The organism is Candidatus Paceibacterota bacterium, from assembly GCA_036517255.1.
GTDB lineage: Bacteria > Patescibacteriota > Minisyncoccia > Phycocordibacterales > WO2-35-19 > DATDXE01.
Genome location: DATDXE010000017.1, coordinates 67,147 through 94,091, shown reverse-complemented (window position 1 = coordinate 94,091; position 26,945 = coordinate 67,147). Strand labels below are relative to the sequence as shown.

Annotated in this window: 26 protein-coding genes; 12 read left to right on the top strand and 14 right to left on the bottom strand. The window is 41.5% G+C overall.

Features of this window, described 5'->3' with window-relative positions; translation table 11 throughout:
- Nucleotides 1–39 precede the first annotated feature (39 nt).
- Nucleotides 40–945 carry a magnesium transporter CorA family protein gene (locus VJH67_03840; protein HEY4516290.1) on the bottom strand — a complete coding sequence of 302 codons (906 nt, stop codon included), beginning with the start codon at nt 943–945 and terminating at the stop codon, nt 40–42.
- An 18-nt stretch (nt 946–963) separates the two neighbouring features.
- Between VJH67_03840 and VJH67_03835 the strand changes: the two genes are divergently transcribed.
- Nucleotides 964–2,229 (top strand): S41 family peptidase, encoded by a 1,266-nt coding sequence (locus VJH67_03835; protein ID HEY4516289.1) that lies wholly within the window; start codon nt 964–966, stop codon nt 2,227–2,229.
- A gap of 53 nt (nt 2,230–2,282) precedes the next feature.
- Here VJH67_03835 and VJH67_03830 read toward each other — a convergent pair whose 3' ends face one another.
- Entirely contained in the window at nt 2,283–2,918 is a 636-nt protein-coding gene (locus VJH67_03830; GenBank protein ID HEY4516288.1) for a hypothetical protein, read from the bottom strand.
- Between the two features lie 261 nt (nt 2,919–3,179).
- On the opposite strand from VJH67_03830, the gene VJH67_03825 reads away from it, so the two are divergent.
- On the top strand, nt 3,180–3,461 hold the full coding sequence (locus tag VJH67_03825; protein HEY4516287.1) for a hypothetical protein: 282 nt from the start codon (nt 3,180–3,182) through the stop codon (nt 3,459–3,461).
- Nucleotide 3,462: 1 nt separating this feature from the next.
- The gene (rplI, locus tag VJH67_03820; GenBank protein HEY4516286.1) at nt 3,463–3,906 is read left to right on the top strand and encodes a 50S ribosomal protein L9; all 444 of its coding nucleotides are present in this window, start codon (nt 3,463–3,465) and stop codon (nt 3,904–3,906) included.
- Between the two features lie 37 nt (nt 3,907–3,943).
- On the opposite strand, the gene VJH67_03815 is transcribed toward rplI, so the two are convergent.
- Entirely contained in the window at nt 3,944–4,255 is a 312-nt protein-coding gene (locus VJH67_03815; GenBank protein HEY4516285.1) for a hypothetical protein, read from the bottom strand.
- On the opposite strand from VJH67_03815, the gene VJH67_03810 reads away from it, so the two are divergent.
- Nucleotides 4,254–4,958 (top strand): VTT domain-containing protein, encoded by a 705-nt coding sequence (locus VJH67_03810; GenBank protein HEY4516284.1) that lies wholly within the window; start codon nt 4,254–4,256, stop codon nt 4,956–4,958. The two genes, VJH67_03815 and VJH67_03810, sit on opposite strands and share 2 nt — an antisense overlap.
- On the opposite strand, the gene rpmA is transcribed toward VJH67_03810, so the two are convergent.
- Complete coding sequence (gene rpmA, locus VJH67_03805; protein ID HEY4516283.1) at nt 4,927–5,199, bottom strand: 50S ribosomal protein L27; 273 nt, start codon at nt 5,197–5,199, stop codon at nt 4,927–4,929. The genes VJH67_03810 and rpmA overlap by 32 nt on opposite strands.
- Nucleotides 5,200–5,222: 23 nt before the next feature.
- Between rpmA and VJH67_03800 the strand changes: the two genes are divergently transcribed.
- Both VJH67_03800 and VJH67_03795 read left to right on the top strand, forming a co-directional pair.
- Nucleotides 5,223–5,696 carry a hypothetical protein gene (locus VJH67_03800; protein HEY4516282.1) on the top strand — a complete coding sequence of 158 codons (474 nt, stop codon included), beginning with the start codon at nt 5,223–5,225 and terminating at the stop codon, nt 5,694–5,696.
- Nucleotides 5,697–6,974 (top strand): FtsX-like permease family protein, encoded by a 1,278-nt coding sequence (locus tag VJH67_03795; GenBank protein HEY4516281.1) that lies wholly within the window; start codon nt 5,697–5,699, stop codon nt 6,972–6,974. It begins immediately after the preceding gene.
- A 56-nt stretch (nt 6,975–7,030) separates the two neighbouring features.
- Here the strand turns inward: VJH67_03795 and VJH67_03790 are convergent, their stop codons facing one another.
- Nucleotides 7,031–7,492, bottom strand: a complete 462-nt coding sequence (locus VJH67_03790) for a hypothetical protein (GenBank protein ID HEY4516280.1) — start codon at nt 7,490–7,492, stop codon at nt 7,031–7,033.
- 59 nt (nt 7,493–7,551) lie between these two features.
- On the opposite strand from VJH67_03790, the gene VJH67_03785 reads away from it, so the two are divergent.
- The 6 genes from VJH67_03785 to VJH67_03760 all read left to right on the top strand — a co-directional run bounded on the left by VJH67_03785 (nt 7,552) and on the right by VJH67_03760 (nt 14,287).
- Nucleotides 7,552–8,223: an ABC transporter ATP-binding protein gene (locus VJH67_03785; protein HEY4516279.1), complete on the top strand. Its 672-nt coding sequence runs from the start codon at nt 7,552–7,554 to the stop codon at nt 8,221–8,223.
- 7 nt (nt 8,224–8,230) lie between these two features.
- Nucleotides 8,231–9,649 carry an efflux RND transporter periplasmic adaptor subunit gene (locus VJH67_03780; GenBank protein HEY4516278.1) on the top strand — a complete coding sequence of 473 codons (1,419 nt, stop codon included), beginning with the start codon at nt 8,231–8,233 and terminating at the stop codon, nt 9,647–9,649.
- Entirely contained in the window at nt 9,636–10,325 is a 690-nt protein-coding gene (locus VJH67_03775; GenBank protein HEY4516277.1) for a DsbA family protein, read from the top strand. The genes VJH67_03780 and VJH67_03775 overlap by 14 nt, the downstream gene beginning before the upstream one ends.
- Nucleotides 10,326–10,359: 34 nt before the next feature.
- Nucleotides 10,360–10,812, top strand: a complete 453-nt coding sequence (locus VJH67_03770; protein ID HEY4516276.1) for a hypothetical protein — start codon at nt 10,360–10,362, stop codon at nt 10,810–10,812.
- Nucleotides 10,813–10,816: 4 nt separating this feature from the next.
- On the top strand, nt 10,817–13,510 hold the full coding sequence (locus VJH67_03765) for a CARDB domain-containing protein (GenBank protein ID HEY4516275.1): 2,694 nt from the start codon (nt 10,817–10,819) through the stop codon (nt 13,508–13,510).
- A 351-nt stretch (nt 13,511–13,861) separates the two neighbouring features.
- Complete coding sequence (locus VJH67_03760) at nt 13,862–14,287, top strand: hypothetical protein (GenBank protein HEY4516274.1); 426 nt, start codon at nt 13,862–13,864, stop codon at nt 14,285–14,287.
- A gap of 158 nt (nt 14,288–14,445) precedes the next feature.
- Here VJH67_03760 and VJH67_03755 read toward each other — a convergent pair whose 3' ends face one another.
- The 9 genes from VJH67_03755 to VJH67_03715 form a co-directional block, all read right to left on the bottom strand.
- A complete protein-coding gene (locus VJH67_03755; protein HEY4516273.1) occupies nt 14,446–14,640 on the bottom strand; it encodes a hypothetical protein in 195 nt (64 codons plus the stop codon).
- 22 nt (nt 14,641–14,662) lie between these two features.
- Nucleotides 14,663–15,988 carry a peptidoglycan DD-metalloendopeptidase family protein gene (locus VJH67_03750; protein ID HEY4516272.1) on the bottom strand — a complete coding sequence of 442 codons (1,326 nt, stop codon included), beginning with the start codon at nt 15,986–15,988 and terminating at the stop codon, nt 14,663–14,665.
- Nucleotides 15,989–15,992: 4 nt separating this feature from the next.
- The gene (locus VJH67_03745; GenBank protein ID HEY4516271.1) at nt 15,993–17,339 is read right to left on the bottom strand and encodes a glutamate--tRNA ligase family protein; all 1,347 of its coding nucleotides are present in this window, start codon (nt 17,337–17,339) and stop codon (nt 15,993–15,995) included.
- A gap of 59 nt (nt 17,340–17,398) precedes the next feature.
- Nucleotides 17,399–20,092 carry an excinuclease ABC subunit UvrA gene (gene uvrA / locus VJH67_03740; GenBank protein ID HEY4516270.1) on the bottom strand — a complete coding sequence of 898 codons (2,694 nt, stop codon included), beginning with the start codon at nt 20,090–20,092 and terminating at the stop codon, nt 17,399–17,401.
- A 75-nt stretch (nt 20,093–20,167) separates the two neighbouring features.
- Nucleotides 20,168–20,962: a response regulator gene (locus VJH67_03735; GenBank protein HEY4516269.1), complete on the bottom strand. Its 795-nt coding sequence runs from the start codon at nt 20,960–20,962 to the stop codon at nt 20,168–20,170.
- A gap of 21 nt (nt 20,963–20,983) precedes the next feature.
- Entirely contained in the window at nt 20,984–21,898 is a 915-nt protein-coding gene (locus VJH67_03730) for a HAMP domain-containing sensor histidine kinase (protein HEY4516268.1), read from the bottom strand.
- A 5-nt stretch (nt 21,899–21,903) separates the two neighbouring features.
- Complete coding sequence (locus tag VJH67_03725; protein ID HEY4516267.1) at nt 21,904–23,103, bottom strand: FIST N-terminal domain-containing protein; 1,200 nt, start codon at nt 23,101–23,103, stop codon at nt 21,904–21,906.
- Nucleotides 23,104–23,153: 50 nt separating this feature from the next.
- A complete protein-coding gene (locus VJH67_03720; GenBank protein ID HEY4516266.1) occupies nt 23,154–25,235 on the bottom strand; it encodes an excinuclease ABC subunit UvrB in 2,082 nt (693 codons plus the stop codon).
- A gap of 29 nt (nt 25,236–25,264) precedes the next feature.
- Nucleotides 25,265–26,938 (bottom strand): tRNA-guanine transglycosylase, encoded by a 1,674-nt coding sequence (locus VJH67_03715; protein ID HEY4516265.1) that lies wholly within the window; start codon nt 26,936–26,938, stop codon nt 25,265–25,267.
- Nucleotides 26,939–26,945: the final 7 nt, after the last annotated feature.

Sequence of the window (26,945 nt, the reverse complement as noted above, 5' to 3'; positions counted from 1 at the left end):
ATTAAATAAAAATTAGGAACTAAAAATTAGAAATTAATCCTATAGCCACTTTTTTATTTTGAAGAAGGCAAACATGCAGAGCGAAAGCCCTATCATGCTGGCGATGATTATATAGAAAGCGTCTGCCCGGTCAACCAGGGGCAGATCGACTGCCATGTTGAAGATGGAAGCGATAATAGAAGCGGGAATAGTCATAGAAGCGAGAACGGTGAGAGTTTTCATCACTTCATTCTGTTTGGTAGAAAGAAGGGAATTATTCGTCTCTCGAAGTTCTGAAAGGAAATTAGCATGATCGTTAGCCGATTTTACCAAACGCTGCCATTCCTCGATAAGTTCATCCATTTCAGTATTAAACTTCTTACCTAAAACTTCAGTACCGAGAAGCTTCAGTTCAGCAAACATCTGTCCATGAGGCTCGATCACCCTTCTAAAATTAAGTAGGTCGCGACCAACTTTGGATATATGGAGAACCATCTCTTTTTCTTTTCCTTGAAATATTTTTTTCTCTATACCATTTAATCTATCTTCAATGAATAAAAGTTCATCAAAAAGGCAGGTATAAATTCCTGTCATGATTTCTACGAAAGTGTGGTTACCGCCTTCCTCGCGTTCGAGCATCTCCTTCACTTCCGATTCTTTGGCATATTTATAAAGAGCGTCGATCGTGTCATAGCGCACAGTAATAAGAACTTTACGACCAATGACGAAATCTATTTCCTGTTCACTACTTGTACCAGAGTGACTGTGTTTAAGAACAGGAATATGGACCACGGTGTAGAGCTTGTCGCCTGAAGCAACTACTTTCGGCTTGGGAGTAGGATGCAACAAATCATTTGCGATGGAAGAATCGAGTCCGTATTCACGCATAATTTTCTCTATCTCTTCCTTTTGAGGCAAACTAACATCGAGCCAAGAAGAATATTTTTTTTGATAATGAGTGATCACTTTGATACAATTGTATCAATGTTCAATATTAAAGAGAAATTTACCGCCTCGCCTTTATCCACATACAAGGGCACCCTGACCCAGACATTTGTTTCCATAGCTTTGATCGGCCTCATATTTGGCGCTGGTTTTTATTTTGGAAAAGGGAAAGAAGAAAAAAGAGCTGTCATAAACATAGGCGGAGTTCCAGAGAGCGAAATAGCTGATGTAAATTTTGATCCATTTTGGGAAACTTGGAGGGTACTCGAAGAAAAATTTGTATCTTCGACAAGTACCAACACGACTGCTCTAACCTCCGACAAAAAAGTTTGGGGAGCGATCGAAGGTTTGGCCTCCGCTTATGGCGACCCTTACACTGTTTTCTTTCCTCCAGTCGAATCAAAAATGTTTGCCGAAGAAATAAGAGGTTCGTTTAGTGGAGTAGGTATGGAAATCGCTTCACAAAGCGGCATCCTGACTGTCATCGCTCCACTCAAAGATACTCCAGCGGAGAAAGCTGGAGTAAAAGCGGGCGATAAAATATTGCAGATAGGCGACACCAACGCAGTGAAAATGTCGACCGAAGAAGCTATTTCACTCATAAGAGGAGAGCAGGGAACTGCTGTCACTATCACTTTCGCTCGGGACGGAGTGAAAGAACCACTAGTAAAAAGTATAGTTCGCGATACGATCAACATCCCAACTATTGATTACAAAAAACTTCCAAGCGGAGCCTACCTCATACAACTTTTCAGCTTCTCCGAAAATTCAGCAAATTTGTTCAGACAAGCTCTCCGACAATTCGTCGAATCAGGTTCAGATAAATTAATCTTGGATTTACGCAATAATCCAGGAGGTTACTTGGAAGCGGCAGTATCGATGGCAAGCTGGTTCCTGCCAACTGGAGAGATAATCGTGTCGGAAGATTTTGGAGGTAAGAGAGAAAATGTAGAACATAGGAGTTATGGTTACGATATATTCAACAAAAATTTGAAATTTGTCATCCTAGTAAATGGCGGTTCAGCCTCAGCTTCCGAAATTTTGGCTGGAGCTTTGAGTGAGCACGGCAAAGCCGTTCTTATCGGTGAAAAAACATTTGGGAAAGGTTCGGTGCAGGAACTCGTCGATATAACAGGGGACACATCACTTAAAGTGACTATCGCTCACTGGCTCACCCCGCTCGGTAACTCGATATCAAATGGGGGCCTGTTGCCTAAAATAGAAATAAAAAATACGGCGGAAGATGTAGCTTCTGGTAAGGACAGGGTACTAGAGAGAGCGGTGGAGTTTTTGAATACGAAATAGGGCCGCGCGTTGCCGCGCGGCCCTTGGTGTGCTGGAGAGTTACTCCTACACAACTACATTTCAGAGAGGTGCGGATACTTTTCCCGCACCTCATCGAAGTACTTGCCGTACCCGCCCGACTCGACGACTCCGAATCGAAGCAGACCATCATAGAGTTTTCCGAGGTCGGCTTCGAGTCCTGATCTGTGAGAATTGGTGGCTTCGTCGATATACTGACGAACCGTGGGCGAATCGATCCTTGGGATCCCACTCCGGTTGCTCTGGGCTTCCAAAATGTCCTTCACGGCCCAGAGCAATACAGAGTGGGCGCGTTCTCGGATTTCCTCCTCGGTCATCCTGAAGAGTAGGTCCTTGGCGAAGTGCCACCCCAAAAGATATTGGAGCTCGTCAGCCTTTGCTTGCACGATGCGGAGCTTGTAATCTGTGGTAAGCCTCTCCCACCCGCCCCGTTTTTTGTCGAGGAGGAGGATTATGATGGTGCAGAGGCACATAGCCTCTAAGGCAACCAACATCACTAGAGCCGCCAGGGAGTATCCCTCTTTGTTGGTATGCAGAGAGTAAATAACTCCAACCACCACAGCAACAAAAGCCAAAAATAACACCACCGGCAGGCCCGGGCCGGATTCATGCGAGGGAACCTCGCTGTCCGTTGGGGCGTACATCTGGAAAATTGCACTTTTGGTTTTCATACTACTATCTCCTTTCGAGAGATTTTGCCTTTGACAAGTTACTACGAGGTGGAGACTATGTGTCTCGATCCAGTGGGTTTGCGTTCCTCTGGAAAAGCACTTCACCTCTACCGATAGCCAAGGTTTTGGCAATGGATTTACCTCCTGTATTATACACCCAAATTGGGGTACTTGTCAAGTTAAATACCCTAAACCCAATTTTAGCTTTAATTATATATAGGATTGGGTTAGAATGATTCCATTATAGGTAATTTATAATTCATGAGTTTCAATTCACAACCAACAGCAGACTCTCCAGAAAATAGCCCTCAAGAAATAGAAGCAAGGGATGCGGCTAGGGAAGTTATTGCTCATCAAAATAGAATCGGTCCTGACAGAGGTATGTATATCAACCCTAACCCAGCTCCAGGTGATAAACATCTTTGGTTCGGTAAAAAAAGAGAAGATAGCAAACTTGAATTTATTCCTTTTGACGATCCAAGAGCAGAAGCTACTCTAAAAGAGTATTATCTTTTAGATAAGGATATAGCCGAGTTAGGATAATATGAAAGTAATTTTGCTAAAAGATATAGCGGGAATAGGAAGGAAGGGAGATGTGAAGGATGTAGCGGAGGGTTATGCGCAGAATTTTTTGTTGCCGAGGAAAATGGGAGTAGTAGCGACAGAGAAAGAAGTGGCGAGATTAAAAATAGAGAGAAGTAGAGATGAAGAAGAAAGAAAAATTCAAGAAGAACTCTTGGAAAAAAACATTGAATCTCTTTCAGAAAAGAAAATTGTAATCAAATCAAAAGCAAGTGAAGCAGGACATTTGTTTGCTGGCATTCACAAAACAGAAGTTCTAAAAGCAATCGAAGAACAAACTAATATCAAATTGCCGGAAGAATCTTTGCTGATGAAAGGGATGCTAAAAGAAATTGGAGAGCATAGAATAGAAATCAAAACCGAAGGTAAGAAAGCTGAACTTGTTCTATCAGTTGAGGCATTATAAAACGGAAGGGGCGCGGATCTCTCCACGCCCCCGCTTCTCAACCTGTTTGCTCACCATGTCCATCATCCGGAGCATCGGCTTTATTCTTCCGATCCACGATATCACAGATGAGTTGGTAAGAAATGAGAATCACGAAGATTGTAAAAAGCACATGGTCCACAGTCTGAACCATTAGACGCCTCGCACTGTTTGCCTCGCTGCCGAGCACCCCAACCAGTGCCGACCCAAAGTCGCCAATAAGGCACGCGAGAGCGACCCGATACAAGCTAAACTTCATAGTTTTTTCCCTCCGATAAAAAAGGATACTACAAGAATTTATTAAGTCAATAAGATGATAAGATAAAAGCATGATTAGGAATATTTGGAGAGTAGTGGGGGCGCCCTTAGTACTCCTCGTCGTATTTACTTTGTTGTGGATTTTTTGGAAAAAGTCGGGCTTACCAAACGACACAGAACTTATACTAGCGACTCGACACTATTTCGACCTCTATGGATATTGGATAGTACTTGCAAGTGCGATTATAGAGGGGATGCTCTTCGCTGGGCTCTATTACCCAGGGAGTTTGGTCATTTTCCTGGGGGTAATATTCGCCGGGAATAATAAAATGGCTGTCACTTTGGTCATCACTCTCGTGAGTCTCGGCCTCACCATTGCCTATACCTGCAACTATCTACTTGGAAAATACGGTTGGTACAAGATCCTCCTAAAATTTGGGCTTCAAAAACCGATAGAAGACGCTCAAAATAAACTGACTCAATACGGTAAGAAAGCAATATTCTTGAGTTACTGGCATCCAAATTTGGCCGCGCTCATTTCTACATCAGCCGGCATACTACATTTTCCATTTAAAAAATTCCTTCTTTATTCCATACCAACAATAATCGCATGGAGTGCCTTCTGGGGCATCTTAGCCTTTGTGATAGGAGAAAATACAATAAAACTGATAGGTCTGCGTTTCGCCATCGCCGTGGCTATTATCTGGCTCTTATATAGAGGGGTGAGGTATAAGAAATATATACTTACACCACACTCACAAGTTTCTTCACCATAATCTTACCGTCGAAATGAGTCTTGCGTTTTGAGGAAAATTCTACTTTACCCTCTTTCAAGGAAAAAATGGTGTGGTCGCGACCCATTTTTACATTTTTACCAGGTAGGATAGCAGAGCCGCGTTGGCGGATAATAACAGAGCCGATTTGAGCCACAGAACCAGCACCAAGTTTGACCCCGAGATATTGAGGGCCTGAATCTCTACCATTTTTAGTTGAACCTGCTGCTTTCTTATGTGCCATATTGGGATGTATAATAAACTAATATGGAAGAATATGCAAATATAGATGATCTAGAAAAAAAAGAGGAAAACAGCCTAAAATCCAAGTTTGAAAAGTTTCTGGGAAGTACTTGGTGGTGGGTCGCAGTAGTAGTGTTGGTAGCAATAAGTGCTTTTTGTGTGGGTCGATTTACTGCAATAAGGAGCGAGAAGGAACCAGTGAGAGTAGTGCAAGAAAAAGAAAATTTAGTATCAAGTATCAAGAACCAAGAACAAGATATAGAAAAAAATAAGACCTCTGTTATAAAAAATACTCAACCTGCGGCGGCCACAATTCCTCAAGAAGAGGCTTTGGGGAAAATTGAGGTAGTGGCGTCAAAAAACGGCACCAAGTACCACCTGCCGACATGTGCTGGAGCCAAACAAATATCAGATAAAAATAAAATTACCTTTACCTCTATCGACGAAGCCCGAGCTGCAGGCTATACTCCAGCGGCAAACTGCAAAGGGTTGAAGTAAATGGAAAGAATAACTAAAAAAATAAATAGGTGGGGAACCAATATGGAAGTTGGGTTCTTTTTGGCCCTGCGGCAACTGAAGAGGTCGGGGAAATCGACGACTTTTTTGATTATATTTGTGATGACGCTCACGTTCTTAAATTTAGTAGTGGTGCGTGGAATATTAGTCGGATTACTTCAAGGTTCGACTGACGTGTATGTAGAAAATTATTCGGGTGATATTTTGATCACAAACCTGACTAAGAAAAATTATATTGAAAACAGCCCAGCGATACTGAGCACGATCAAAAATATGCCTTGGGTGGAAAATGTGGCGGCTCGATATATGGAATCAGGAAGTATCGAGGCCAATTACAAAGCAAGAGTGCGCCTTGCCGATGATCCAAATAGTGCTGGGGGAGTAGTCGCTGGTATTGATCCTGATACAGAAGATGCGACAACTCATCTGGCTTCCAAAATCATCGAGGGTTCCTACCTTAATTCCGGCGATGCCGACGCTATCTTAATCGGCGCCAACCTAACTAAAAAATATTTACCGGTCGACATTCCGGGATTTCCCCTCCTAGAAAACGTAGCTGTGGGCGACAGAGTACGACTTACTGTAGGCGGTAATACCAAAGAAGTAATGATAAAAGGCATCGTGCAATCTAAAACAGATTCTATCGACATGCGAATATTTATGCTTGATAGAAGTTTACGACCACTTATCGGAAGAGGCGATTTTAATGTGGACGAAATTGCGATCAAATTAAAACCAGGAAGTGACCCTTATTTAGTAAAAGAAGCTCTGCTTAAAGCCGGGGTAGGGGAAACATCGCGAGTACAAACCTGGCAGGAATCACTGCCGAAGTTCCTACTCGATATTCAAAATACTTTTGGCATGCTCGGAAACGTCATGGGCTCGATCAGCCTGGTCGTCGCCTCTATTACCATCTTCATCGTAGTATTTATTAACGCGATTACAAGAAGAAAATTTATCGGTATTATGAAAGGTATCGGTATTGCTCCAGGAGCGATCGAGATATCATACGTTTTGCAATCAGTCTTCTATGCCACTCTAGGCATCTTTATAGGCATGACCCTCCTTTACGGATTTATGGTGCCATTCTTCGCTGCTCATCCGATCAACTTCCCATTCTCCGACGGCATATTAGTAGCTGAAGTCCCAGGCACTTTCTTACGCGCCTTCCTCATCATACTCGCCACTATCATCGCCGGCTTTGTTCCTGCAAGGTTAGTAGTAAAGAAAAACACTTTAGATTCTATCCTAGGCCGATAGGCTTAACCAAGGATGACCCTTGGTATACCAAGGGTCATCCTTGGTTATTGGTTAATTTAGGTGAAAGGGATAAAATTTTTAATGAATCTGATGCCTCTTTTGGCAGAGAGGATAAGTACGATAAGGCCAATGATGATGAGAAAACCATCATAACTCCATCTGGCCAAATCATCATCGGAGAGATGGAGCCAGATACCAAACTCATCGAAAGAAAGACCAAGGCCAAAACCGTGCAGCATGGCTATCCAATATTTTGCCCTAGGTCCAGAAAAAACTAGGGAAAGATATCCAGCTGCCGCAAGAATGAAAAAACCATAAGCATAATGGTGCACGTGCACCCCCCACCATGGGATGTGTAAGTCCGGGTTTATATGACTAATTATCCTGGCTCCCATGAAGGTAAGCAGGAAGATGAAGGCAATAGGAAAGAGTATATAAATATAAAGACCGTCCTCATTATTCTCAGTCTTATATTTTATCTCTTGGTTTACTTTTTTAAATAATTTAAATGGAGGCATTTCCTAGGAAAATAATAGAAGATAATATAGGATAGAAATATAATAAAATATACGACTAAATGCAAATAATTAAAGTAAGAAATTTAAAGAAATCTTTTCGCTCTGGAGACAAAGAACTCCATGTGCTAAAAGATTTGTCGCTCAATATTGAGAAGGGGCAGTTTGTGGCTATCACTGGTAGGTCAGGCTCTGGTAAGTCGACCCTTTTGTATCAACTTGGGCTTCTTGATTATCCAAATTCAGGAGAAATTATCATAGATGGCACAAATGTTTCTAGCTTGAATGAAGAAGCAAGGGTCGGCTTCCGACTGAAAGAGCTGGGCTATGTTTTCCAAGATTATGCTTTGGTACCAGAGCTCTCAGCTTTAGAAAATGTAGCTGTACCGCTTCTTATGCAAGGCCATGAGAAAGAAAAAGCTTATGAAATTGCCCGCAAAGCACTCGATAAGGTGGATTTGGAACATAGGATGGATAACTTGCCGAGCCAGCTCTCTGGTGGGGAACAACAGAGAGTCTCTATCGCTCGGGCTATCGCTCATGAACCCAAAATTATTTTTGCTGATGAGCCGACTGCGAACCTCGATTCAGAAACAGCTGACACGGTTCTCAAAGTATTCCTCAACCTCAACAAAGAACACGGCCAGACCATCGTCATGGTCACTCACGAGCCCGAATACGCCCGCCTCACCCACAAAATTTTCAAATTAGTCGATGGGATAATAGAGGGATAAATGTGGTATGATGGGAAATCTTATGAAGGCAAAATTTTTCAAAAAGAAATACATTATTTCCGCTATTTTATTGCTTGTGGTAATTATAGGTTTTGTGATAGCTGGTGGAGGAGAGGAAGCACAAATAGCCAAGGTGGAGAGGAGAGATATTGTACAGGAAGTGGTGGTGACGGGAAAAACTAAAGCCAGGAATGAGGTAGAGCTAGGGTTTGATAAAAATGGCAGAGTGGCCCGCTCTTATGTCGAGGTGGGTAATAGGGTAGTGCAAGGACAAGTTATTGCTGAGCTTGATATGGGAGCTGATTTAGCAAATTTGGCCAAGGAAAGAGCGCTTTTAGCTGAAGAGGAATCCGGGCTTTTGGACGAGGGGAAGAAGATCGAATCGGCCATTCGTGAAGCTTTTAGTGCGGCCGACAATGCAGTGCGAAACAAGGCTGATCAATTTTTCAAAACTCCGCGCACCAATCCTAATTTCGAAGTTAAGTTTAGTGATGGAAACTACGTACACTATTTCTCTGTACCATCCGACATCGTGATAGAACTAAACTCAAATCGTTTTGACATCGAAATAACTCTCAATAAATTCCAGGCCGAACTTTTACAGCTCAATTCTAGTGACAGTAAAAATTTTGTGAGTATCGCTCTGGAGCGAATAAACACTGTTTCTAATTTCTTAAATAAAGTAGCTTACGCCGTCAACTCTTTTGCCCCCGCTAATTTTGCTTATGAAGCAACTGTCACTGGTTATAAAACTGCCATAGACAGCGCCAGAAACACAGTGGCCACTGCGCGCGATGGAGTACTTAGTGCAAGTGGCGCAGGAGAGGAAAGGGTTAATCAAATCAAATCATCTATCTCCTCTCTAGAAGCTGAGCTGCGTAAATCACGCATTACAGCTCCTTTCGGTGGTACGGTGAGTAGGCAAGATGCTGATGTGGGAGAAATCGCTCAAGCAGGAGAAATATTTGTCTCAGTCATCTCGGAAAACGACATGTATATAGAGGCTAATGTTTCTGAAATAAATATCGGTAAAGTAGCAGCAGGCAATGTGGTCAAGATCGAATTCGATGCTTATCCGGGAGAAAAGTTCCAGGGCACTGTGACCTTCATAGATCCGGGAGAAACAGTGGTAGACGAAGTGGTGAATTATAAATTGAGGATAGAAATAAACAATCCAGATGTCAAAATAAGAAGTGGCCTTACTGCAGGGGTAACTATAGCTTCAGCGGAAAAAAAAGATGTTCTCTCGATACCAACATACGCGGTGATGAGAGAAGATGGTAAAATGTACGTAAATAAATTTGTAGAGAAAAAGATTATAGAAAAGGTGGAAATAACAACCGGTATTACAGGAAGTGATGGCTATGTGGAAGTATTGTCTGGTTTGAGTGAAAGTGATACAGTACACATCAATGGATCAGAATAAAGATATACTATCAGTCTCAAATAGCATTTTATTGAGTGGCATACTTATTGCTATAAGTATTTTCTGGAGTAGTAATAATACTTCATCAGAAGCAAGTCAAAAACAAGAAATAAATGTTCAACAAGAAAACACGGAAATAATAGATATTGTATCTAGAGCAGATGAAGCGACAGAGGGGGACGGGGAAGTGGTGGTATATGAATTCTCTGACTTTCAATGCCCATTTTGTCAGCAGTTTTGGAATACGACATACAAACAGATAAAAGAAGAGTACGTCGATACTAATAAAATAACTTTTATATACAGGCAGTTTCCCATAGCTTCCTTACACCCGTCTGCACACAAAGCAGCCGAGGCAAGTGAATGTGCAAACGATCAAAATAAATTTTGGCAGTATCACGACTTACTTTTTGAAAATGGTAAGTCGAATGGAGCAGGGCTAGACATTCCTAGTCTCAAGCGTTATGCATCAGATCTCAGTCTAGATACCAATGAATTTAATAAATGCCTCGATGGGGGAGAGAAGACCAGTGTCGTAAATGCTGACATACAAATGGCGGGAAAGGTTGGTATTTCTGGTACCCCCTCTTTCATTATCAACGGTCAAAAACATGTCGGCGCGCTTTCTTATACTGAATTGAAGCAAATTATCGATCAGGCCTTATCCACAAAATAAGATACGCTTTTTATTTTTGCTGTATAATTTTGGGATGGATCAGTCTACCAACGGTAGGAGGAAGTATCAGGCAATTTTGGCTGTAGTGGTGATTATTCTACTTACAGCCTTTTTGTATTGGAATAATGGATCTCTTACTAAAGTTCTACCAAAGGAAGAAAATCAAAATACAAATAGTATTTTGCCACTGTCCAATGAGGAAATTCCATCTGATCTACCCCAGGATATTGTATTAGATAAAGACGCTGTCATTCTATCGAGCTATACCAGCAAAACAGAGGATGGTAAGACCCAATCCACCATTTCGTATAGTAGTAATTTAACTCTAAAGGCTATCAATAATCTTTATGCAAAGTACTTTTTAGATAATAATTGGGAAGTGGCCACTTTCGATAAAAGCTTCAAAAATATAATAATGACCAAGAACGGTATAGTTGTGAGTGTTGTGGTTAATTCTCCGGTTGTATCAATAACTAGTATAAAATAAAGATATGAAATCTATTTCCAGAAAGTTATTATTAATTGTCTACACTCTTTTTCTCTTCTGTATTCCGACGATAGTAGATGCTGAGCCAGCTAAAACCTATTTCTTTCAAGAACAAAATTTTGGTTGGTCAGACAGGATGGATATTTCTTTTATGAATACCTCTTCTTGGCGTGAGGTTGTGCTTGAGAGTTATGATTTCATTGAAAGTATAAATGACCTGGGGTTTTTTAGTATGAATGTTTATAGTCCTGGCATATGTTATCCGACGGTTCTGGCTTGTGATCCTGGTTCTCTGGTGTCAGACCCTTGGGTCTGGATTACTCCTCCAATTCTGCAGGGATTTATGAATGGAGATTATCCTTCTGGGACTCAAATTTTTGATTGTAATAATGGTTTGCAATACCAGGGTAGGCGACTTCAGCCTGGAGGTACACAAGTTCCACCTTCAATCTCTAATTCTTTTTGTGCCGGTACTGCGGATCACGATGGGTACCAAATAGTGGTGCCAGCCTCTGATGAACCTTCCGGACCTACTTGCGGAGACGGAGTATGCCAAGAGTATGCTGGAGAAAACTATAGTAATTGCAATATAAGTAGTGGGGGAGATTGTAGCGCGCCCCCACCCGATTTCACCGTCACTTTGAATTCACCTAAAAGTAAAACTATAAACGCGGGACAGACTGCATACTACCCGATAACTATACAAGCAATTGACGGTATGTCGGGTACGGTCAATATGAGTCGATACTACGCTTGTCCCAACAACGCTACTTGCAATTTTACGGTTACAAATGTAAGTGTGCCCAATAATGGCATGGCAAGTACTACCTTCAGAGTCGTAACGGCCGCCAACACTCCCTTATCAACTTATTCTATTGGAATAAGAGGACGCTGGAATAGTGACGATAGATATGATTTGGGCGGGCTTCTTACAATAAATGTTACTCGGCCTGATTTGATTGCAGAAGTCGTACTCCCAGGAGGCTCAGTCTCTGCTGGTAATATGGACTTCAGAGTAAATATTAGGAATTCCGGAGCAGGTTCTGCTGGTTCTAGTCAGGCTCGATTAAGAATAGATATTGGGAATAATGGCTCGTGGGATCTAACTCCAGGAAACGCAACGACAGGGGCACTGTCTTCCGGAGCCTCAGAAAGTGAAAACTGGAATGCTTCTATTAATGCGGGCACTCATCGTTTTGAATTTTGCGCTGATATAAATAATTCAGTTTCTGAATCTAACGAATCCAATAATTGTGTTGTTCAGACATTTACTGCAACAGTTGCTCCAATAAATGGCACTTGCGGCACAGCGAATGGAAAAACCTATGCTTCTAGCATAACCCAATACAGTCCAGATACCCAGTGTGGCAATGGATCCTCTTCGAACACTTCGTTCCCAGCTGCAGGCACTTCAGTAAATTGGACTTGTAGTGGGCAAAACGGCGGCAGTACCTCTGCTTCATGTACCGCCAGCCGGGCGGCAGTGCCAGGACTACCGACGATAACTCTTACCGCAAACCCTACTTCCATTGCCTACAATACTTCCTCTAATATTTCTTGGACCATAACTAATGCTACAAGTTGCACAGGAACTAATATGCCAGCAGGAAATTGGTCTACCGGAACTACTAATAGTACAGGCGTCTCGACTGGAAATATAACTACTTCTACGACCTACTCCCTCAGTTGTACTGGCCCGGGAGGAACAGGAAACGGATCGGTAACGGTGACTGTAGCTCCACTCGCTTCCTGCGATACGGGAGCAGGATCAAACTTTATGAAAGGCTGTCTCTATGATGGAATGGCTTTCAACACGATTACGACCACAGCAGTAAATCAATCCGCTTTATCAAGTCCAGCCCCTGATACTGCAAGCCCTATTCCATATAGAGATTGGGGGAATAGCGGCCCTGATTCTTCAAATACTAATACCTATTCCATAAGATCAAAAGGCACGTTCAATTTCACTGCCGGCAATTATATATTTACTATAGGAGGGGACGATGGGGTAAGGCTTTATTTCGACAATAATCTTGACGGCAGCCCCGATTCTGGTTACTTAGTAAATGATTGGAGCGACCATGGTTATAGAACGGTAGCATCTACACCAGTTGCAGTTACAGCAGGAAATAAAACTTTAGTCATGGAATATTACGAAAATGGAGGAGGGGCTTCATACAGTTTCTCTTGGGCCAAACAGGCTTCAGCTGCTACAGTAGATATAAATGCCGGGCAAACTACCATACCCTACAACACAGGCACAAATATAATCTGGAGTTCAAATGGGGCTAGTGGAGGATGTACAGTATCACCAACCGGCTGGACAGGCACTTCTGGCAACCAAGCTACCGGTAACCTCACTTCATCAAGAACCTACACCGCTACCTGTCAACCAGGAAACGGTACTGATAATATAACCATAACAGTACAGAACCCTACGGTAAATGTAAGTGTCAACAAAACAGGGCAGGGAACAGTAGTAAGTAATCCAGGAGGAATCAACTGTGGAGCTGACTGTTCAGAAACATACGCCCAAGATTCTAATGTTACTCTCATTGCCACCCCAGCTACAGGCAGGATATTCGTTCGATGGACAGGGAATTGCAGTGGCACCAATCCTTCATATAGCTTTACAGTGAGTTCCTCCGTCAGCTGTACAGCCAATTTTGCTATAGATCCGACATATCAAGAATTCTAGAAAAAATACCAAGGATGACCCTCAGTACAGCAGCCTGAAGGTCATCCTTGGTATTTTAGGCTTATTCTTGAGTCTTTTTCGGGTCAAATTATTTGACCACAGATTACTATTGACAGCAAGGTTGAATAGGTGTATAATGTATACAAGTCTGGTTTCTTACCGGACCTTTCCTTTATAAGGGAAGTCAGAGCCTAACTGGTCAAAGCGAGAGCAGAATTAATGGTTGTGTTCTCGATTCTTTCCAAGATAGGCTCCCGAATACTCTGGAGCAACATCAAAGAGAAAAGGAGAGTAAACGGATTATACTTAAAACTTAGGCTTATTTTCCAGATTACAGCGATTGGTCTTCTTATGTCAGTATCGGGTATCGGAGCAAACTTTAACGGCGTTCTTTCTCAAGATAATATCGACATCACTGAAAATGTCCAATCTGAATTGACTGTGGAGGAATACGTTAACAAGTATTTCTCTGATGTGCCCGTACTTGTCGAGGTTGCTCGCTGTGAGTCACAGTTTAGGCAGCATGATAAAAATGGAAAAACTCTCGTCGGTTTCGTAAACAAGAGCGACAAGGGAGTGATGCAGATCAATGAATATTATCACCTTGATCGTGCTGAGAAACTTGGTATAGATCTTCATACTATAGAAGGTAACACCGCTTATGCGAGGTATCTCTTCGAAAAGGAAGGTCTCCAGCCTTGGATCTCATCCTCAAAGTGTTGGAAGAAAACCGAAGCTTACTCCAAATACCGTACAGAGCTTGCTCTGAATAGGTAACAGCAAAGGAGTCAATTAATAAAAAAAACCACCCCGAGCCAAATAGGTCAGGGGTGGTTTTCTTTTGCGACGGGGGAGAACAATGCTCTAGGGTACTAACGTCGCACAATATATGTTTTGACACTATTGGCCTTTAGACAAAAGGTCTCTTTGAGAATTTAGTCAAACCAGCCTTTTACCCAGCCAACTAGTTTTCCGAAGTATTCTTCCCCATACGCGATCACATCTACATCGAAATAATACTTCACTACAATAAGTGCCACTACTATTAATACTATCTCTCTTATGAAGCCCCTCTCCCCTGCTTTATCAAGAGGGAAGTTGCCTTCATTATTTACTTGATTTTTTTTCATATTTTTAAAAATTATTTTTATTTTATAAAGATGGAAAATATCTCATCGGATCGAGATACGCATTGCTTGAAGCAACAGGAATGTCGACATTCTTACAATTACGGCTTTGGGAATACCTCTGGACGCTCACACCTTCACTCGCATAGAGCGTGAAGTGAAGGTGAGGCCCAGTGGCATAGCCGGTTTGTCCGCTGTAACCAATTATATCACTTGTGCTTACGGCTTGACCGGCAACAACCTTTATAAGATCAAGATGAGCATAAAGAGTCGTCAGGCCGTTACCATGTTTTATAAGTACCCATTTACCGTATGAGTAACAACTCTTTTGAGCATCGGTATTACCCGTGCTTTGCACCACGCCAGAAAGTGAAGCCAAGACTCTAGTGCCTCGTGAGGCTCTAAAGTCCACACCATTGTGAGTACCTGAAGTGTAGAGCCTCTTAGCATCAGCAGTCTTGCCGAACTGCTGAGTAATAAAAATACTATCAAGAGGCCACTCTAGCACTCCTTTTTTAGCGGAAGCATAGTTATTTGGATCGATAGCAATTTTCAATTGCGATTCAAAATCAAACAACTCCTTTTCAAATTTTTCTTTTTCAATCTGCTTCTGAGCCAATATCTTTTTATACTCCGATTCTTTATTTTTTGTTTCAGTTAGTACAGTATTTTTCTCTTTCTTGTTTATATCGAGCACCATCTTTTGGTCGCCCAATTCAGTTTTCAAACTAACCAACTCCTTTTTTTCACCTTCGACTTCCACCTTCTTACCTTGCAAATCATCTTTATACTGGCTTAGCTCAACACTCTTGCTCCTTATACTATCCTGGAACTGGCCAGCACTTTCATACTGATCAAGTACTTCAGCCATACTTTCACTACCCAAAAATACCTCTACAAGCGACTCGTCATCGGCTCTATTGAGATCGCTTAAAGACAAAGCAGTAGCTTTAAAATTTATCTCTATTTTACCTTCAATAATAGAGATTTCTTTTGATAGTTCTGATATGGAAAGATTGACCTTACTTATATTTACTTCTGTTTTCTTTATTTCGGTACCTATTTTTTTAGCATTAGTGTCCAGAATTTGAATCGTGTTTTGTAGAGTCTTAGCTTCCCGCTGTTTACTGTTTATTTCCCCCTCCCATTTTTTAATTTCCTGATCGAGTTTTTTTATTTCTTCTGTATGGTTTTCTATTTTGTTTTCGAGCTCGGTTACATTTTGAGCAAAAACGCCCACCGCACCAAACAAAAATAAGGCCGATAAGGTGACGGCAATTTTTAACTCGCCAGAATGACTTCGTCGGGCTGGTTTATGATTTTCAATTTTTAATGAATTTATGATTTTCAATTTTTTAATTTAATATCTCAATCACAGCTTTTATTCTTTTTTTACTTTCCTCCACTCCTAAAATATCAAGTAGCGTAAACGGGTCAGGTGATTTTTCTTTACCGGATAGGGAATAACGCAGGGGCCAAAGCACATCTCCCTTCCCTCTCTCCCCTGCTAATGTCTCTATCTCTAATCTTTTATCATTTACTTTTGAATCAATGATTTCAATTATCTTCTCTAAATTTTCTTTCGCTTTTTCTGGACTACTTTTTTTCCAAGCGATCAATCCCCTGTCCAAGACAGGATCGATAAATAAGTAGTCATACTCCCCTGCCTCAAGCACCTCGCTCACTTCGCCCCACCTATGAATTCTATCTAAGATTATATCTAAAAATTTATCGAGGAATCCATAATCACCCCATTTTTCACTATCCTTATATTTTGTTTTCTGTATTTGTTCTCCCAATTTTTCCATCTTTCCATTTTTACTTTCTTTCAATAAATGCTCTCGACTTACCCAATCCAATTTTTTGATATCAAACACTCCTCCCTTTTTCTGCACCTTAGAGAGGTCAAATACCTTGACCAACTCATCCAAAGTAAATACCTCCTGATCCGTTCCAGGATTCCAGCCAATCAATGCAACGAAATTTAATATTGCTTCCGGGCTATAACCACGATCGCGATAGTACTTGAGCGAAACAGCCTCTCCATGCTTCCTCTTCGAGAGTTTTGATTTATCCTCTGCAAGCACTAGTGGTAAATGGGCGTAAATAGGCCGAGCGCCACCTAGAGCTTCGAGAATGAGTATCTGACGAGGAGTATTTGAAATACCATCTTCCCCTCTTATGACATGAGTCACTCTCGACTCCATATCGTCTACAACGACAACCAGGTGGTAGAGTGGTTCCTCAATATTTTTGGCAATGATAAAATCATTGAGATCACCTACTTCCATTTCCACCTCCCCTCGGATCAAATCTTGAAATTTTATTTTTCCTCCTGGGTTTTTGAATCTCACTACTCTTTTATCTTCGTCCGTCTCTCCTTCCTGTAATTCTGCAATATAAGCAGCTCCTTTCTGGATAAGTTCTTGTATTTTCCCTCTGTAAATTTCTGTTCTGTCACTTTGTCTCCACTCACTTCCTTTGTTATCCCAATCTAAACCGAGCCAATTTAAAGAATCTATAATATCTTCCTCATACTCTTTTTTACTCCTCTCTTTATCTGTGTCTTCTATACGTAGTAAAAATTTACCCCCGTTCTGTTTAGCAAAAAGGTAATTATAAAGAGCAGTCCTTACTCCTCCCACATGGAGCAACCCCGTCGGACTAGGGGGGAACCGTACTATTATAGGTTTACTTGCCATAGCTTAATTATATCAAGAATTTTAAACATACGAGTTTGACATACTCAGATAGGTAATTCCTACTTGAGTGCTTTTTTGAGATAAGCACCGGTGTAGGAATTTTTGTTGTTGGCCACTTCTTCGGGGGTGCCTTTGGCTACGACTTTACCACCCCCTATCCCGCCTTCAGGACCGATATCGATCACATAGTCGGCATTTTTTATGAGATCGAGATTGTGTTCGATGACTATGACTGTATTGCCTTTGTCGATAAGTTTTTGCAAGATAGCTAAGAGCTTCTTAACATCATCGTAATGCAAACCTATGGTTGGCTCATCCAAAATATAAACTGTTTTTTGAATATGAGGTCTGTATAGTTCAGATGAAATTTTGACTCTCTGAGCTTCCCCACCTGAAAGAGTGGTGGCTGATTGGCCAAGCTGTAAGTAACCTAAGCCCACCTCATCCATAGTTTTCAACCGATCGTAAATTGCAGGAATATCTTCAAAAAATTTGAGGGCTTCCTCCACCGTCATTTTGAGCACATCGTAAATGCTTTTCTTTTTATACCTGATCTCCAAAGTTTCTTTCATAAACCTCTTTCCCCCACAGACATCACACGGCACATAAACAGTAGGCAGGAAATGCATTTCTACTTCTATTTCCCCATTACCCTGACAAGTTTCGCAACGACCTCCTTTAACATTGAAAGAAAATCGACTTGGACCCCAGCCACGGACACGGGCCTCTGAACTCTCAGCAAAAAGTTCACGAATAAAACTCCAAGCTCCAGTGTACGTGGCTGGATTTGATCGTGGAGTACGCCCGATCGGTGACTGGTCGATAAGTATCGAACGCCCCAGATATTCACTACCAGTGAAAGAAGCGCAATTGTAAGTCTCGTTGCTACGATATTTTCTTTCAAATCGTGCTTGCAAATTCTTATGGATAATTTCGTACACAAATGATGATTTACCCGAACCAGATACACCGGTTATGGCCACCATGCGGCCTAGGGGCACATCCACGTCCATATTTTTTATGTTAAAAATATTACCACTCCTGATTGCCAGTTTACCCTTATCTTGAGTACGCCTCTCGTCCGGAATTTGTATATGATCCTCCCCACGAAGATATGCAAGTGTACGGGAACCAGAATCATTTTTTTTAGCGGTAAGTAAGTCATCAAGCCAGCCAGAAGCCACTACTTCCCCACCATGCACACCAGCTCCTGGACCAATATCAATAATGTAATCGGAAGCAAAAATAGTATCTTCATCATGTTCTACCACAAGAATGGTATTACCAAAATCTCTTAGCTCCAGAAGAGTCTTGATCAATCTTTCGTTGTCACGAGAATGAAGACCGATCGTCGGTTCATCCAGCACATAAAGAGCTCCTACAAGACCTGAACCAAGCTGGCTCGCAAGCCTTATACGCTGGGCCTCACCGCCAGAAAGTGTGTGTGCCCTACGATCGAGTGAAAGGTACTCGATACCAACATTTAGCATAAACCTAAGCCTCGATTCTATTTCTCTTACTATTACCTTTGAAATATTTTTCTCTCGGAGAGTTAACGTGGCTGAATCAAGAAATTCAAAAGCATCTTTGATGGAGAGCGAGGTAAAATGAACTATATTTTTACCACCGATTAAAACCTGAAGAGCCTCAGGACGGAGTCTGGCACCATGACAAACTGGACAAACTTCATCACCAAAAAAATGTCGTGTTCCTAACCCATTACATTCTGGACAAGCTCCATAAGGAGAGTTAAAGGAAAAAAGACGAGGTTCTATTTCTGGATAAGAATAGCCATCATTCGGGCAAGCAAATTTGTTGGACATAATAGTTTTCTCTCCTTGATGGGCATCTTCAAGGGAATCTTTTTGAAGATGCCCATCTTTTCCGATATCACGGAAAGAAATCTCTACTAAACCATCAGCTTCAGAGAGAGCGTGTTCAAGTGATTCCGACAATCTTTCATTTGCCGCTTTTGGATCAGTAGTAAAATCAGCCACATTAATCGAATCGACAAGGACAGAAATGTCGTGACGTTTTGTTTTTGAAAGTTCTATTCTTTCTCGCAAACTCTGACGCTTACCATCTATCACAGCCTCTGTGTAACCTTTACCAAGCATATCGTAAAGAAGTTGGTAGTACTCTCCCTTCCTACCTCTTACTATCGGAGCAAAAAGTTCTAAATAAATAGGAAAAGGAAAATTTGTCTTAGAAGAAAGTCTGGCCGAAGTTTTCTTCGGAGATCCGAGGACTTTCTGAGAAGATAAATCTTTCTTTTCCGTTTTTGAAACCTTTTCAAGAATAAAATTTTTGATCTCATCATTTGATAAGCGTTTAATTTCCTCTCCGCAAGTCAGGCAGTGCGGCCGACCAATGCGTGAATACAGGACGCGTAAATAGTCATAGATTTCCGTAATTGTAGCTACGGTAGAACGAGGATTGTTGGAACGCGATTTCTGATCGATCGATATGGCGGGAGAAAGGCCCGATATTTCATCCACATCAGGCTTAGCCATTTGCCTCAAGAATTGACGAGCATAAGAAGAAAGTGACTCCACATAACGCCGCTGGCCTTCAGCAAATATAGTATCAAACGCGAGAGAAGATTTGCCCGAACCAGAAAGACCAGTGAAAGCCACCATCTTATTACGTGGCATTTCTACTGTAATATTTTTGAGATTGTGGGTACGAGCTCCTTTTACTATAAGTAGTTCCTCTTTTCTTACTTCTCTTTTATTGTTTATATTTTTATTCATGGGTACAAAACAACACCCCTCTCTTCGCTTTAGGGGGTATATGTGCAGCAGTATAACACAGAAAAAAACCTCTTTCTATTTAAGAATAAGACGAATATTCTCGATAATTTCATCGAGAGACATGGTAGCTTTGACCAAAAATTGAGCTGCCCCCAACTCCTTACTCTTATCGATATCGACCTTTTGATTCAAGTTTGAAAGCATTATAACTGGAACCTTACTTGTTTTAGGATCAGCTTTAATACGATGTAATACTTCAAATCCATCCATACCCGGGAGAAGAACATCGAGCATAATTATATCCGGCATTTGCTCAGCTATCAATTTTAAAGCGGCTTCACCATCAGGAGCATGAAAGAGCGTACAGCCGGTTGAAGAGAGCTTTCGAGCAATAATATCGGAAAGAAATTTATCATCTTCCACCCACATAACCTTCTTACCGGCAAGAGCAGCGGCCCCCCGAGGTAATTCTCCAGAAGTTTTAGAACCTGCAGCCTCATTACCCTTGATGAGTTGCGACTTCACCTTCGAAACTACTTCTTGAGGATCGAACTGGGCTTTCACTAAATAATCCTTCACTCCCAGAGAAAGGACTCTACTTATCTCGACGGGTTGACCAGAGTTAGAAATGACGATAACAGGAATAGTCGATATTTCTTTATCAGCCTGTTTGGCTTCAAGTATTTCGTATCCATTCATGGTTGGAAGAACAATGTCTAGCAGGATTAAGTCAGGTTTTATTTCTCTTATGTCTTTCAATCCTTCTGCACCATCTCGAGCGAGAGAAACCTCAAAACCTTCACCTTTTAGTTTTTGCACCAAAACATCACCCAAAAAGGAATCGTCCTCTATTATAAGTATTTTTTTCATATTCTGTAACATTAAAATAAATTAAGTGATTGGTATGGTGAAGAAAAATTTAGTGCCCTGACCTTCTTCGCTCTCAAACCAGATCTTGCCTCCATGCTTTTCTACTACAGACTTGGCAATAAATAAGCCCAAACCTGAACCATCTGTTTCTTTTTTAACAGCATTAGTAGCTCTAAAAAAACGATTGAAGACATTGTTTTGTTCAACCTTAGGGATACCGATACCGTTATCGCTAATTTCTATGAGGACGTTTTTGCCTTCTGTCTTCGCTCCTATAATTATCTTACCTCCATCAATTGTATATTTTATAGAGTTCTCAAGCAAATTCTGGAATACTGCTCGCATCGTATCCGGATCGACACAAACTTTGGGCAGAAAAGCTATTTTTTCATTAAATTCCACTGAGACGTTTTTTTTATGAGCCTGAGAGGACATTTCAAAAAGCACATTATCTAAAAGATCAAGAATATCGATATACCTAAAATTGTAATGCACTTTGCCTGACTGCACCCTGTCGGCCCCGAGCATATCATTGACTAAATTTATCATCCTATCATTACTTTCATAGCTCTTGAGCAGAAAAGTTTTTTGTTCATTATTTATAGGCCCTAGTTCTCCAGAAATAATCATGTTTAAAGTCCACTTAATACCAGAGAGCGGAGTGCGTAGTTGGTGTGCCACAACCGAGATAAAGTTTGATTTTATTTTGTCCAACTCCCGCATTTTTTCAGTCGCTCTTTGCAATTCCAAATCACGCCTAATAAGGAGAGTGGCACTTTTACTGTGATCCTTGGAAACTTCTTCAAGTTTGGTTACCTTGTCTCGCAGACTTCGAAGTCTAGATTCAGTGGAAAATTTGTATATAAAGATACATGTGATGATAGCCCCGATGACAATAGCTACGTTTTCTTTAACAAATAAAGAAAATAAATCCATAGATTTTAATCAGCTAAAACACAAATAACTACCGTCTCGTTATGGAATGCGGGGTTACACTTTTCTATATTACGCACCTCACCTCCAAGAGGCGCCTGCTCACCATAGGTATAGAAACCGATTAGGGGAACGTCCGTTCCTACGGCTTCTTGTATAGCATCTATTTCTTCTCCCGAACGATCACCAAAAAGTTTACTGCGAGCAATACAGTTGAAGATAATGACAGCTTTTGGTTTTTCACCACCAAGCTGCTCTACTGCACTTATGGCTGCAGCCTTAGCCACCTTTACAGCTTCTTCACGACTACCAACCATAAGGCGGATATCAGAGCCTTCTGGTATTTCTGCCGCACAAGTGATGGAACCTGCAGCATCGACTGTTATTGGATCTCTAATCAAGAGTTCATCACTGCCTTCTACTTTCATACCCAAAGGATAAGTAATGGCAAGCTTGGCAAGAGTTTCGGTGCGTAAAGATTTAGCTTCGTCCTCACCAAAATAATCTTCATAAATTTTTATAGCTGGCTTGCCATCAAGTTCATGTAGGATCGAACCAGAAGATTTAGTTACTTTTAGAGGTTCACCTACCGGTATCCAGCCATGCTTCACTCCTATGCCTATTTTGAAGTTACCGGTAAGTCCTAGGCCAATAATCACCCCGGAATAAACCTTGTCGTTCAAATACTGATAGGTTTTTTTAAATTCGAAATCATCACCAGAAGCCCCGCCGACGACAGGAAAATGCTCTCCTAAAGAATCGAGCACCCCTCGCACTATTTCAGCTCCATTACCCACGAGTACATCGGGAATCATCATGAATGTTTTCAGCGGTTCCTGCGCTAAAGCCTTTACTGCATCTGCTGCTCTCCTGCCAGCCTCCCTCGCACCACTCGCGATATCCTCCCCTACCCCAGCGTAAAATTTAATATCGGAGGATTTGATGGCCATCACCGCGACAGAATTATACTTAGCAGGACCATTAGTAGTAATTTCTCCCGCAGTAGAGGAACCAACGAGAAGTGCTTTAGGACTAACCGAACGCACCCCATCAAGCATTTTTTGCTGATCGTACTTTACAGAAGAAAATACGATGAGGAGGCTTGGGTCGCTTTCCCCTAAATTATTTATAGCGTCCTGACAAGCATTGGCTCCGACAGTATATGAATCATCTCCTTGACTGATACCCACCCCAGATTTTAAGGACATAGTGTAAAATTTTTAATTTTTAATTTCAAGATATATACCTTTGTATTTTACTACTTAGAGGCTATTTTCTCTAGCTCTTTTATTTCATCCCTGAGGATAGCGGCAGTTTCGAAGTCAAGGATTTTGACCGAGGCATTCATTTGTTTTTCTTTGGTGCGGATAAGTTTTGGAATATTTTTATTTTTAGAATCAATTTTGAGGAGCGCCCCCACCACCTCTCTGTGCCCTTTTTGAAGTTGATCAGTAATATCTTTGATTTCTTTTATGATAGTTTGCGGAGTAATACCATGCTTTTCATTGTATTCAAGCTGAATAGCTCGACGACGATTGGTTTCCCCTATTGCTCTTTCCATAGAACCAGTGACACGATCAGCATAAAGGACGACTCTACCGTCCACATTCCTGGCGGCACGACCGATGATTTGAATAAGTGAAGTTTCGCTTCGCAGGAAACCTTCTTTATCGGCATCCAAAATTCCGATGAAGGAAACTTCTGGCAGGTCGAGTCCTTCCCGCAAAAGATTTACACCCACAAGCACATCAAACCCTCCATTCTTTGAACCCCTCCTAAATTTTGTTAGTATCTCTATTCTCTCTATTGTTTTAATATCGCTATGTAAGTACTCTGCTTTTATTTTTTTATCCTTCAAGTATTCTGAAAGGTCTTCAGCCATCTTCTTAGTAAGAGTAGTGGCAATAGCTCTACCCCCCTTTTTTACATCCTTTTCAGCTTCCTTAATGAAATCTTGGATTTGGCCCTGATATCTTGCTTGGTTACCAAGGGTCACCTTTGGCCCAAGGGCTCCGGCCAAGGGTGACCCTTGGTAACTTCCCGTGATCGGCCGGATGCTTACCTCTGGATCAATAAGACCAGTTGGTCGAATAACCTGCTCGGCGACGTTTTGACTATGTTCGATTTCATATTTGGCAGGAGTAGCTGAAGTATAAATTACTTGTCCCACTCTCTGTTCAAACTCTTCAAACCTGAGAGGACGATTATCTTTCGCTGATGGCAATCTAAAACCATGTTCCACCAATGTTGCTTTCCTCGCTTGATCCCCAGCGTACATCGCTCCGATTTGAGGAACAGTAACATGCGACTCATCTATTATAGTGAGAAAATCGGACTTTCCATCGGAAGTGCGTGGAAAATACGATAGAAGAGTGTGAGCTGGTTCACCGACTGATCTCCCATCAAAATGACGAGAATAATTTTCAATACCATTACAATAGCCTATCTCTTTTATCATAGCGAGATCATAACTTGTTCTTCTTTTCAGCCTATCGGCTTCTAGAATTTTGCCTTCTTTTTCAAACTTCTTTAGTTGATCGCTTAGTTCGGATTTTATAGTTTTGAATGCAACCTTGAGCTTCTCGTCACTCGTAATAAAGTGTTTTGCAGGAAACAAATAAAATGTTTCTGGCTCTTCTATTACTTGTCTAGTGATAGCATCTATCTTCTGGATTTTTTGGATCCTGTCTTCTGCAATTTCTATTCTGTAAATATTATTCTCTGAGACTGGAATGACCTCGATTGTATTCCCAAGAGCCCGAAAAAAGCCAGATTTCAGATCGAGGGTAGTCCTTTCATAATGTATAGCTATCAGATTGCGCATAAAATCTCCCCGAGCAATTTTTTGGTCTTTTATTATTTTAAGGTTTACTTTTTCGTATTCTTCAGGACTGCCTAAACCATAAATGCACGATACTGAAGCGACTATTATCACGTCTTTCCTGGTCAAGAGTGCCTGAGTCGAAGCATGACGCAATCTTTCTATTTCCTCATTGATCATGGCCTCTTTCTCTATATAAGTGTCGGTGACTGGCATATAGGCTTCTGGCTGGTAGAAATCGTAATAAGAGACAAAATAATGCACAGCGTTATCGGGAAAAAATTCTCGATACTCTTGAGCTAATTGAGCAGCTAATGTCTTATTATGAGCAATGACAAGAGTCGGTTTTTGCACGGCTTCTATGACATTAGCCATCGTAAATGTCTTACCGCTTCCCGTTACACCTAAAAGGGTCTGACTGCTCAAACCTTTCTTCAATCCTTTCACTAAACTCTCTATAGCCTTCGGTTGATCCCCAGCAGGTTTATGGGTACTTTTTATTTTGAATTTACCGTGCATATAAATAAGCCTTCAATGATAGCAAGAAATTAAGATTTATACTTACCTAAAAATTCTTCTTTTAATTCAGTAAATTTACCATCTAGAATGCTCTGCCGAATTTCAGTCATGAGATTATTCAAAAAATAGAGATTGTGGATACTAGCGAGAGTGGCCGCAAGCATTTCTTTAGCCCGAAATAAGTGCGACACATAAGCACACGTATAATTCTTGCAAGTATAACAGCCACAACCCTTTTCTATCGGCTCAAAAAAATTACTGTATTTTGCGTTTGTAATATTTATTTTTCCGTTGCGAGTATAAAGAGTACCGTTGCGAGCAATACGGGTGGGAGCAACACAATCGAAAGTATCACAACCTTCTTCCACGCCTAAAATTAAATCCACAGGCTCCCCCACCCCGAGAAGGTGTCGTGGTTTTTCTTCTGGCAAAACTTCGTTTACCCAATGCACTGCCGTCGCCATATCTTCTTTCACGAAAGTACCGCCAATACCAAAACCATCGAAATCCATATTACCGATCGACTTGGCCGACTGCTTGCGCAAATCCTCATGCCGACCGCCCTGGACGATGCCGAAGAGAGCTTGGGAAGAGGCCCCTCCCAAACCCTCCCCCAAGGGGAGGGCTTTCAAAATGCCGATAATCTGTTTTATAACAACGTCGACATTATTCAGAACTTCTTCATTTCTGAATCTAACAACTTTAAAACCGGATTGTTCTAAGAAATTTGTCCTTTCTTGATCTCTCTCTACTTGATCATCGTGAATATCACCATCAACTTCAATGACTAATCCATTAGCCAAACACACAAAATCTACTATAAAATGTCCCACAACATGTTGTCTCCTAAAATGAAGACCATTGAAATTGCCTCTCAAACGCTCCCATAAAATCTTTTCAGCTTCTGTTGGGTTCTTTCTAAATAAAAGTGCTTGCTCCTGTAAGTTCCTAAACTTAAGCTTAATCGCAGTATCCCAACCGAAGCGATCCCCCCTCTCCTTGGGAGAGGGGTCGGGGGTGAGGCCCTTCTTATGCGCCTCCAAACACCTCTTCGCCCATCTTTCTGTCCTTTCAATAGTCGCTTTTATCTTTGCGTGATCGGCATGAGGAGAAGTAAATTCGTCCAGAGCAAATATCATATCAGCTCCAATGTCATTCTGAATTCTTATAGAGTCTTCCGGTGACATAAAATGTTTACTGCCATCGAGCACTGATACAAATTCCACTCCTTCTTCTGTTACCTTCGATTTTCTTTCTGCTAATTTTTCCCCGCCCGAAACGCTCTCGTTATCGAGGCGGGCGGGCTTATTTTCTTCTTTCAATCTTTCCATTATCTCCTGATCAGGTTCATTTGCGGCTATAAACTTCCCTATCCCGTTACCATAAGCTACACCGAGAGAGAAAGCTTGGAAACCGCCAGAATCAGTGAAAGTGGGGCCACCCCAATTCATAAATTTATGTAATCCTCCTGCCTCTTTAATTATCTTATCCCCTGGCTGCAGATAGAGATGATAAGTATTTGCAAGCACGACCTGACTTCCCGCTTCTCTTATCTCTTCTGGAGTAAGCGATTTCACTGTCCCTTTCGTTCCGACTGCTACAAAAGCAGGAGTCAAAATATCTCCATGAGGTGTACTCAACCTACCGGCCCGCCCGAGGGAATTTGGGATTTTCTTTTCTATCTCAAAACGAATAGGTGACATTTCTTAC

Coding starts and splice junctions, on each gene's coding strand:
- VJH67_03835 (HEY4516289.1), top strand. CDS start 964: ATGTTCAATATTAAAGAGAAATTTACCGCCTCGCCTTTATCCACATAC.
- VJH67_03830 (HEY4516288.1), bottom strand. CDS start 2,918: ATGAAAACCAAAAGTGCAATTTTCCAGATGTACGCCCCAACGGACAGC.
- VJH67_03825 (HEY4516287.1), top strand. CDS start 3,180: ATGAGTTTCAATTCACAACCAACAGCAGACTCTCCAGAAAATAGCCCT.
- rplI (HEY4516286.1), top strand. CDS start 3,463: ATGAAAGTAATTTTGCTAAAAGATATAGCGGGAATAGGAAGGAAGGGA.
- VJH67_03810 (HEY4516284.1), top strand. CDS start 4,254: ATGATTAGGAATATTTGGAGAGTAGTGGGGGCGCCCTTAGTACTCCTC.
- VJH67_03815 (HEY4516285.1), bottom strand. CDS start 4,255: ATGCTTTTATCTTATCATCTTATTGACTTAATAAATTCTTGTAGTATC.
- rpmA (HEY4516283.1), bottom strand. CDS start 5,199: ATGGCACATAAGAAAGCAGCAGGTTCAACTAAAAATGGTAGAGATTCA.
- VJH67_03800 (HEY4516282.1), top strand. CDS start 5,223: ATGGAAGAATATGCAAATATAGATGATCTAGAAAAAAAAGAGGAAAAC.
- VJH67_03795 (HEY4516281.1), top strand. CDS start 5,697: ATGGAAAGAATAACTAAAAAAATAAATAGGTGGGGAACCAATATGGAA.
- VJH67_03790 (HEY4516280.1), bottom strand. CDS start 7,492: ATGCCTCCATTTAAATTATTTAAAAAAGTAAACCAAGAGATAAAATAT.
- VJH67_03785 (HEY4516279.1), top strand. CDS start 7,552: ATGCAAATAATTAAAGTAAGAAATTTAAAGAAATCTTTTCGCTCTGGA.
- VJH67_03780 (HEY4516278.1), top strand. CDS start 8,231: ATGATGGGAAATCTTATGAAGGCAAAATTTTTCAAAAAGAAATACATT.
- VJH67_03775 (HEY4516277.1), top strand. CDS start 9,636: ATGGATCAGAATAAAGATATACTATCAGTCTCAAATAGCATTTTATTG.
- VJH67_03770 (HEY4516276.1), top strand. CDS start 10,360: ATGGATCAGTCTACCAACGGTAGGAGGAAGTATCAGGCAATTTTGGCT.
- VJH67_03765 (HEY4516275.1), top strand. CDS start 10,817: ATGAAATCTATTTCCAGAAAGTTATTATTAATTGTCTACACTCTTTTT.
- VJH67_03760 (HEY4516274.1), top strand. CDS start 13,862: ATGTCAGTATCGGGTATCGGAGCAAACTTTAACGGCGTTCTTTCTCAA.
- VJH67_03755 (HEY4516273.1), bottom strand. CDS start 14,640: ATGAAAAAAAATCAAGTAAATAATGAAGGCAACTTCCCTCTTGATAAA.
- VJH67_03745 (HEY4516271.1), bottom strand. CDS start 17,339: ATGGCAAGTAAACCTATAATAGTACGGTTCCCCCCTAGTCCGACGGGG.
- uvrA (HEY4516270.1), bottom strand. CDS start 20,092: ATGAATAAAAATATAAACAATAAAAGAGAAGTAAGAAAAGAGGAACTA.
- VJH67_03735 (HEY4516269.1), bottom strand. CDS start 20,962: ATGAAAAAAATACTTATAATAGAGGACGATTCCTTTTTGGGTGATGTT.
- VJH67_03730 (HEY4516268.1), bottom strand. CDS start 21,898: ATGGATTTATTTTCTTTATTTGTTAAAGAAAACGTAGCTATTGTCATC.
- VJH67_03725 (HEY4516267.1), bottom strand. CDS start 23,103: ATGTCCTTAAAATCTGGGGTGGGTATCAGTCAAGGAGATGATTCATAT.
- VJH67_03720 (HEY4516266.1), bottom strand. CDS start 25,235: ATGCACGGTAAATTCAAAATAAAAAGTACCCATAAACCTGCTGGGGAT.
- VJH67_03715 (HEY4516265.1), bottom strand. CDS start 26,938: ATGTCACCTATTCGTTTTGAGATAGAAAAGAAAATCCCAAATTCCCTC.